This window comes from Terrisporobacter sp. (assembly GCF_017888745.1).
GTDB lineage: Bacteria > Bacillota > Clostridia > Peptostreptococcales > Peptostreptococcaceae > Terrisporobacter.
The window spans coordinates 1-8,706 of sequence record NZ_JAGHFM010000016.1; the positions used below are offsets into that span (position 1 = coordinate 1).

At 28.7% G+C, this 8,706-nt stretch carries 8 protein-coding genes and 1 pseudogene; all 9 read right to left on the bottom strand.

Annotated features, from left to right (window positions below):
- A partial coding sequence (locus J7G74_RS00555) for a hypothetical protein (RefSeq protein ID WP_297130380.1) occupies window positions 1-347 on the bottom strand: 347 nt, incomplete at its 3' end.
- 33 nt (window positions 348-380) lie between these two features.
- Window positions 381-1,595, bottom strand: a complete 1,215-nt coding sequence (locus tag J7G74_RS00560; protein WP_297130383.1) for a restriction endonuclease subunit S — start codon at window positions 1,593-1,595, stop codon at window positions 381-383.
- Window positions 1,596-1,607: 12 nt separating this feature from the next.
- Window positions 1,608-2,435 (bottom strand): DNA damage-inducible protein D, encoded by an 828-nt coding sequence (dinD, locus tag J7G74_RS00565; protein WP_297130386.1) that lies wholly within the window; start codon window positions 2,433-2,435, stop codon window positions 1,608-1,610.
- 11 nt (window positions 2,436-2,446) lie between these two features.
- Window positions 2,447-3,982, bottom strand: coding sequence for a type I restriction-modification system subunit M (locus J7G74_RS00570; RefSeq protein WP_297130389.1), 1,536 nt, complete (start codon window positions 3,980-3,982; stop codon window positions 2,447-2,449).
- 15 nt (window positions 3,983-3,997) lie between these two features.
- A complete protein-coding gene (locus tag J7G74_RS00575; RefSeq protein ID WP_297130392.1) occupies window positions 3,998-4,564 on the bottom strand; it encodes a restriction endonuclease subunit S in 567 nt (188 codons plus the stop codon).
- A gap of 13 nt (window positions 4,565-4,577) precedes the next feature.
- Window positions 4,578-6,680 (bottom strand): Z1 domain-containing protein, encoded by a 2,103-nt coding sequence (locus J7G74_RS00580; RefSeq protein ID WP_297130393.1) that lies wholly within the window; start codon window positions 6,678-6,680, stop codon window positions 4,578-4,580.
- A gap of 195 nt (window positions 6,681-6,875) precedes the next feature.
- Window positions 6,876-7,640 carry a hypothetical protein gene (locus J7G74_RS00585; protein ID WP_297130395.1) on the bottom strand — a complete coding sequence of 255 codons (765 nt, stop codon included), beginning with the start codon at window positions 7,638-7,640 and terminating at the stop codon, window positions 6,876-6,878.
- Window positions 7,630-8,481: a hypothetical protein gene (locus J7G74_RS00590; protein WP_297130398.1), complete on the bottom strand. Its 852-nt coding sequence runs from the start codon at window positions 8,479-8,481 to the stop codon at window positions 7,630-7,632. Before J7G74_RS00590 ends, J7G74_RS00585 begins: the two co-directional genes overlap by 11 nt.
- A 3-nt stretch (window positions 8,482-8,484) precedes the next feature.
- Window positions 8,485-8,706 (bottom strand): annotated as a pseudogene (locus J7G74_RS00595) (hypothetical protein); the annotation flags it as partial.

The window sequence follows — 8,706 nt, forward strand, 5'->3', positions numbered from 1 at the left end:
GAATCTCTTTCTACTTTATCACTTAGCTCATATTTTCTTGCAATTTCATCCTTAAATTCATCATATGCTGATATATCATTAAATATATTGTCTGATTTCCCATCTTTCTGAATACTTTCATAAAATGATTTAACTGCTTCTAAATGATTACTCATTGTACTAACAGTATTAATTTTTCCTTTTTCATTATAATAACCTATACATTCTATTAGATCATATTTACTTATATCTCTAGGTCTATTACCTTTGTCAATATGTTCTATATATTCTATAAATTTTTCACAATGATTTACATACATATGATGTTCTACATTTTGTAAGTATATATTTACCCATTCTCTCATCATTGACGTATCTCTATTCCCCCTATAAGTTGCATTTTACTTATTATTATTTAAGTTAACTCTAACCATTCCTGTTAATAATAGTTGCATAAGCCCTTTCTTTTGCTGTTTTAATAGTTCGATTTCTTTTTTAAGTAAGTCTATTTCTTTATAAGCATTTCTTAATATAGTAGCAATCATCTTTTGTTCATTTATATCTGTAGGTATGTTTACTTTTATTTTTCTAAAGTTTTCATATTTCAGGTTTAATGTATCGCTTACTAATCCTTGTGAGTATCTATAGAATAAATTTATTATTTTAGGTAATTTAAATAAATATGACATAAACTCAGAATCAACCATTTCTGTTGGCTGTAATATTGTATATGCTGGACTTACAATACCTTCATATTTAGAAATACCAGATACACCCTGCCACATCCTCATTGTGTTATATCCTATATCTCCTGGTAATATTCTTTTATATTTACTCTTATCTTCACTTGAGTTATCCTTTATATCAACTTCCGTTCTTCTTACAACTCCATTGGCAGAAGTTATAGCTAATAATTCTAAGTCATTATATCCTATTTCTTTTCTCTCTTTCATGACTTTTCCTAGTTTTAATTTTTGCCAGTTATCATTAAATCCATTTAATCTAAGTACTCCTGTCAAAAGTCTTTCCATTAAACCATTTTTCTGTTTTAATTTTTCTTCAAGTAACTTTTCTTTTAACTCAATATTTTTATTTACAGTATTATAAATTTGAACTATATATTTTTGTTCATTTAATTCAGGTATACATATATTTTTTTTCATCCAATCTTTGGTTTTGAACAATAATTTTTCTATATGTACACCATCACTTGAAATATAAAAATTTCGTTTCATAAATGGTAATTGTGAGTATAAATTAATAAATTCCAAATTAATATCTTTTTGTGGTAAAAAAACATTATATTCATTAGAAACTATAGAACCGTCAAGCTTTTGAGGTACTATTCCACAAGCTCCATGAGATATCTGTCTCTTAGATATTACATAATCTCCTTGCTTCAGCTTAAATTGCTTTTTTACTAATATTTTTTGCCCATAGAATTTACCTCTAGAATCTATTCCTTGGTAATTTCGTCTAACTGTAACCAATTCATATATTCCCTTATCTTTCATTTCTATCGGTCTTTCAATTAACTTTAGTGCATCTTTTATTTTAATCTTTTTCCAATCATTTGGAAAAGTATATTTATTATAATTAAAACTCAAACTATTCATCTTATTAAACTCCTATTTCAGTTTCTTCTGTTCTTCCTTCTCAATTGTCTTAACACTTTTCTCAGGTGTTGGTAAATCCTCTGGCATAGTTCCACCTAATTCTTCAATAGTCTTCCTTACCTTCGCCCCAACTTCATAATGCGTATTATTGGCATTATTTTTACCTTTAACATTATCTCGTCTCAATTTATCCTCTGTTTGTGTAGCTCTAAACAGATTAGCCGCTAACTCTGTACTTCCCATATGATCCAATATATGCTGACTTTTCTTCAATCCTTTTCTATCATGTATATCCTTTGCTTTTAGACCACCATAAAGTCCCATATATCCATGATTTTGAAAAATAGCATATTCAATATTAGTCTCCACACCTGCGTCTTTAGCTGCATCAACTAATTTTTTATTGTGCTCCTTTAGTTCATTTCTTATTGCTAATCTCTTTCTATCTTCTGTAAGTTGTTCAAAGCTCTCTGATAACTCTTGTTGCCTAGTTTTTTGAGCAAAATAAGTTTGCCCTAAGGCTACTACTTTTTTTCTAGCATCGGCATTTTGCACAATAAGGTAGCAAGCATATCTAGAAAGCATAATATCATCTATACTTCTCTCTGCTCCTGAACCTAACTCAACCATCTTTCCCACGTGGGAAAAATGGTCAAGAACGTCCATATCACTGTTAATGCAAGCTGTTTTTGCCTTTTCTATAACATTACAAAATTTGTCCCATCTTTTGTATTCTAAGACTTCTTGTAACTCTCTACCGTACCAAACTTCTTGGTCATAAGCATTTATATACTTAATTTTTTCAAATATCTTTTCATTATATTGTTGAATATCAGTCATAGATTGCCTCCTTAGTTTAAACCTAACTCTTCTAAGTATTTAGCCATTTGTGCTTCAACTTCTGTAATTTCAGACTTAATATTAGCTATATTTTGAGCTACAACATCCATATCAACCATTTCTTCTTCTTCAAAAGTATCCACATATCTAGGTATATTTAAGTTATAATCATTATCCTTAATTTCTTCAGCGCTAGCCACATAGCTATACTTATCTACAGTTTCATAATTTTCATAAACTCTTTGAATTTCTTGTAAATCTTCTTCTCTTAATTTATTTTGATTTTTACCTTTTTCATAATGATCGTCCCCAGATGCATCTATAAATAACACATCATCTCTTTTTCTATTCTTTTTAAATATTAATACTACTGCTGGTATTCCAGTTCCAAAGAATAAGTTTTCTGGCAATCCTATTACTGCATTTAACAGATTAAGTTCAAGTATTTGTTTTCTTATTTTTCCTTCACTAGCTCCTCTAAATAATACTCCATGAGGAAGCACAACTCCCATTCTTCCATCTTCTGCTAGTGAAGCTAACATATGTTGAATAAATGCAAAATCACCTTTACTTGATGGAGGAACTCCCCAGTCAAATCTTCTGTGCATATCTAAACTAGCTTCCATTTTGAATTTCTTATCTTCTACTTCTGCTCCTGCAAATCCCATTGCCCATTTATCTAGAGAGAATGGTGGATTAGCAACAACAACTTGGAATTTCATTAGTTTTCCATCTTCTAAATGAAGCGGATTTGATAATGTATCTCCATTTTCTATTTTTGCATCATCTATTCCATGTAAGAACATATTCATCTTACAAAGAGCCTGAGTTTGTCCATTTCTTTCTTGTCCATATATTTGAGCCTTTCCATTTGGTACTTTTTTAAAAGCTCTTATAAGAAGTGATCCTGAACCGCATGTTGGGTCATAAATTCTATCATTTTCTTCTGGTTTTACTAACCTAGCTAGTAATTCCGATACCATAGATGGAGTAAAAAATTCGCCTCCTTTTTTACCTGCATCTGATGCAAATTGAGCTATCATGTATTCATAAGCATCACCTATTACATCGTTTCCATCTAAATGAGTGGGTTTTAAATCTAGCCCCTTAAAATCATTTAATAAAGTTCTTAATATGGCATTTCTGTCATTAGTTTTACCTAATATAACTTCTGAGTTAAAATCTATATTTCTAAATACGCCTCTTAATTTTGACTTGTTTGATTCTTCTATATGTTCTAAGGCTTTATTTATAATTTCCCCTATATTACTTGCATTTCTGTTTTCATATAAATATTCAAAAGTAGATTTTTCATCTAATATAAATCTTTCTCTACTTAAAGCTCTTTTTATTCTAGCTTCATCATTATTGTATTTTGCTGCATACTCCTCAAAATGTTCTAAATATACATCACTTAAATATTTTATAAATAACATAACTAGTATGTAATCTTTGTATAACGATGAATCTATTTTCCCTCTAAATGTATCTGCTGCCCTCCATAGAGTTGCATTAATTTCTTCTTGTGTAGTCTTTTTTATTTCCATGATTCTGCCTCCATTTTATTTAAACATTTTACTCATAATTGTTTTATGGTATTTATTTTTTTCATCTAATAACTTATTTAATAATATCTTTTCTTTAATCATAATTTTATTTAATTTTATTATTTTTTCTTGTTTTTCTATTGTGTACTCTGGTATTTTTATTTCTTTAAAAGTACTAGTTTTTACGATAGATACTGCACTCCCTATAGTATCTGATGCTAGTCTTCGTTTACATTTTTCTGAGTTTAAATATATTTGTATAAACTGAGAGTTTATACTGTTAGACTTATTTCTTATTATTGCAAACAAAGATGGTATGACCATGTTTTCATATTCTTTAGTTATATATACTGCTGTATTTGGGGAACTCAGTCTTACTATAATATCTCCTTCTTGTGTTAAATACTGATTCTTTATTTCTTCTTCACTAATAAAATCATCCAAGTATTCATCTTCAATATATCCATTCTCGTTAAAACTCTTTAGTGTAAGGAGTTCGTATGCGAACCCCTCATTATTTGATGATTTTTTCCTAGCTAACACTAAACCCGTACTAATATCTGCTATTTTATCTAGTTTCAAAATATCACCTCCTTTATTTCATATAATCTGCTGCATATACAGTTGATTTTACGTTCTTTGGTGTTACTAAAACTGGCCACCAAAACGGTGATCCACTCCATCCTCGTTCAGTTTCTCCAGTATTTTTTATTAATATCAAAGCTGGATGATTTATAGCAAATTGTTTAGCTAAAGCCCCATCTGATACACCACTTGCAGGTGAATCTTCCAATCTTCCATCTCCCAATCTATTTTTACGTAATGTACTACCTTCCCTTACTATTAAATGTACTTTTCCATCTTTTGATAAATAATCAGTTAATGATATCATTGATTCTTTATTTACTGTGTAATTATCATCTAGTTCAATTGTTTCATATATTAAATCAATTAGTTCACAAGCAGTATGTTTATTCACTTCAAAATTTGATTTTATATTATGTTTAGGATTTTCTTTTAATATAATTTTATCAATCTTATTTATGATTGGTTTAATCTTACTTTTACATTTAGGTGTAAATCCGTATGGTAGCGTTCTACCATATTCTTTTACTATATGTGTCTTACTAAGCATAATCTTGTTTGGAGAACACGGAATTACTTTACCTTCACTATCTTTTCTAATAAATATAACTCCATCTGTATTCTTTTGTTCTTCAAAGTCTTTTCTTAATGCAGAATCAAACTCATTTATCTTTACCATTTGATTATAAAGATGCTTAGTAGTATATAATCTTGTAACAGCTAAATCTTCTTGCTTTCTATAACCAAACATTCTGGCATGCTGTAATACAGTATCTTGCTGCATTTTTTGTGGCCTTCTTCCATATACAAATCCTATTAAATTGGAAATAGTTATTCCTCTGTCTAGTATCTGTCCTCCTACAAATATATTTAATGGTGTTCTAAGTTCTAACTGTCCTCTTTCATCTAACATATCTTTAACTTCATTTTCTGAGTTTACAACAGATATATTTATTCTTTCACTTATAGCTACATATACCTCTTGTTTTAATGTTTCTTCATCTATACTTTTAAATCCATATGCATTTATACTTTCATTTAAATCTTCTAATGATTCTAGTATTAATTTATCTAAAGTTTCTTTATCATTTTCAATCAAATACCTAAGTTTTTCTACCAATATAGAAATTATATCTTCTTGTCTTGTATGACAACTTTTTGCTATTTCTGTATGAATAATAAGGCTATATCTATTATTTTCATCAAATTCATCTCCACCATTTTGAAGTAATCTGATAGTTCCACCTACTATGAAATTCATTACTGCTTTTCTTATTCCACTAATTTTTTTATGTGTTAGAACTTCTTCCTCCTTAAATACTCTTCTATCGCTATTTTTAAGAATATCAAATTCCTTTTGATCTACCTCTTCAAATAAATATTTTGCTAAATGATTTTCTTCATGATTGAAATAGTAGTCTCCACCTATGTATCCCTCACCTGATGGTACTAATACCGTATGAGCTGGTTTTATTGGATAAATTTCTGTACCTAGCTCAAAAGTTTCTGGCTGAAGATATAATGAGTACGGAGTAGCAGTTACCTGAACAAATCTACACTCATCCAATGTTCCTCTTATTTCATTTATGTCTGCTGCAATCCTTCTTATATCAAAAGCTTCATTTTTCTTTTCAAATCCAACACTAGCAAAATCAGCTTCATCATCAATAATCATACACTTCTTATTAGATTTCAATGGGTATGACTCTATAAATTGTTTAAATCTAGCAAGATTATTTTTTTCTTTTTTTACAACTATTATCATCTTTTGTTTTAGTTCAAATGGTGTTAATTTTTTTTGTATTGACATAATGTCATATATCTTAACATTCTCACCCTTAAACTCATTTTTCATCCTTGATAATGTTTGTTGTGACAATGCATTAGTTCCTTTTGTCAAAACAACAGCTAAATCATATTCATTATCAAATCCTAATGCAATTGTTCCTATAAATGTTTTAGTTTTTCCACTTTGAATTTTTCCAAGCATCATTAATGGTTCTTTTTTTAATCCTTCCAATACCCTGATACTCTCCTCTATACATTTTCTTTGATTTATATTATATTCATTTGAATCTATTCTTCTTTTATAAAACTTTCCATTTAAATTCATAACTGCTTTCCCCTTTATATATTTTTTGTACTATGCTAAAAATAACTCTTAACTATATAATATCTTCATCATTCATCTTTGTCAACACATTTTTTGTACTATATCAAAAATAACTTTGGATAATTTATAAAAAAGATATTAGCTATATAACTAATATCTTTTCATAATTACTTCTTAATTCGATATAAATAACTTCTAAACAACCACGCACTCCAACTTACTCAAATCATAATAATACCCCAAATACTCCATAAACAGCACCTCCAGCTCATCCTTCTCAAGCATAGGACTCATAACAATAGGATACGCCTTATTAAACTCAAAAAGCACTCTCCTACCATATCTCTCATCCTTACCAAGATCAGGTCTGTCCTTAATCTTAGCCTTCAATACTTTAGCCAATCCTCTATCATCAATAATATCAAGCACATTAATTATAAACTTATCATTTCTAAAAACTTCGTACTTAATCATATAATTATAAACATCAAGATTCTCAACAATCAGATCATAATATCTATCTCTATCCTCATCACAATCTGTATTATCTTTCACATACTGAGCACCTAACACACACTTGTAAATATAATTCTCCCAGTCAAACTTCTTAACAACGATATTTTGGAAATCCTTTATACTCTCGCCAATCTGCGGATACTCTTTAAGCAGAAAATCTCTCTTATGAACACAAAGTAGTGAGTACCAAAACATCTCATTCATATGAATATCACGATCTGTATCTAAATAACAATTATCCATAACTTCAAATGCCTTTTTGAATAATACAGCTTTTTCTTCTTCACTACCTTTTCCCATATAAATAGGAAAGTCTGGTGCTTCTTTTACATGAACAACTTCATCTGAAAAATATTCATCGCGTTCTATAATTTTATCGTCCAAAAAGTCTTTGTAAAACTCTTCTTTTTTTATGCAATCTTTCTTTAATAATCTAATTTCCATTAGAGTATAACCCCCTAACCGCTGAAGTATATTTCTCCAGTATTCTATCTGTAATTGAGCAAATTACCTCATCTATATTTTCTAAACTAACATTTTTTATCATCTTAGATTTCATCAATCCGTATAATTTTAGATCCAATCCATCAATTGGCAGATCCAGCTCTTCTAAATCAACCTCCTCATCTTCCCCACCATAAATATTAACAAATCTGTATAATGCCTTTTGTAACCCCATATAAACATAAATATTATTTATAGTTGAACTTACAGGAGAATCTATAAATTGTAGTTCATCACTTTTATAATTTATAATTATTGTTTCACTACCAAGTTCAACCTTTACTTCTGATTTAAGATTCGGATCAACTTTCTTTTCAAATAGTTCAAGTGGTTTTGCTGTACTTCCATCAAACATTACACTATTTGAAAAACCAAGGATTGAGTGCTTTGGAACATTAATTTGATCTTTTATACTTCCATAGAAAGTATTTAGATCATTATTTTCTTTAAAGTTTATCTCTTCCTTAGATTGAATAAGAAGTTGAATAGTTGTCCTTTTACTAAGTGAAATTCTATTTTTAGGTATTGTTTTAATTTTTTCATTTAAACTTAAATTAAAAAATTTATTATCTTTTGATTGAACAACTAAAACTAATTGTGCCTTATTTTCTCTAATAAGTTTTTTTATAAAATCAGATTCAATATCATAATTTATTTGAAATATATATTCATAAGTATTCTCATTTAACTTTATATCCAGCGTAAAATTGCATCCATCATAGCTATTTGATGTATTTGTTAATAGTGGATATGGAAAGTTTGCATCTTTTTTGTATATCATATTTTACACCTCCACATAGTAAACAAATTTTAAAGCTCTGTTATAATTTTCTTTTAACTTTAGCTGAATTTGTGCATTTCCAGTTTTTATTTTTACACCTTTAATTAAGTTATCTTCTATTTTTAATTGTCTCCCCGTAGATAAATCTGTTACTGATTCATAGTTTTTCTTCATATCAAACTCATTTGCGTATTCATTCCCCATGCCATCAACTACAGCTATAGA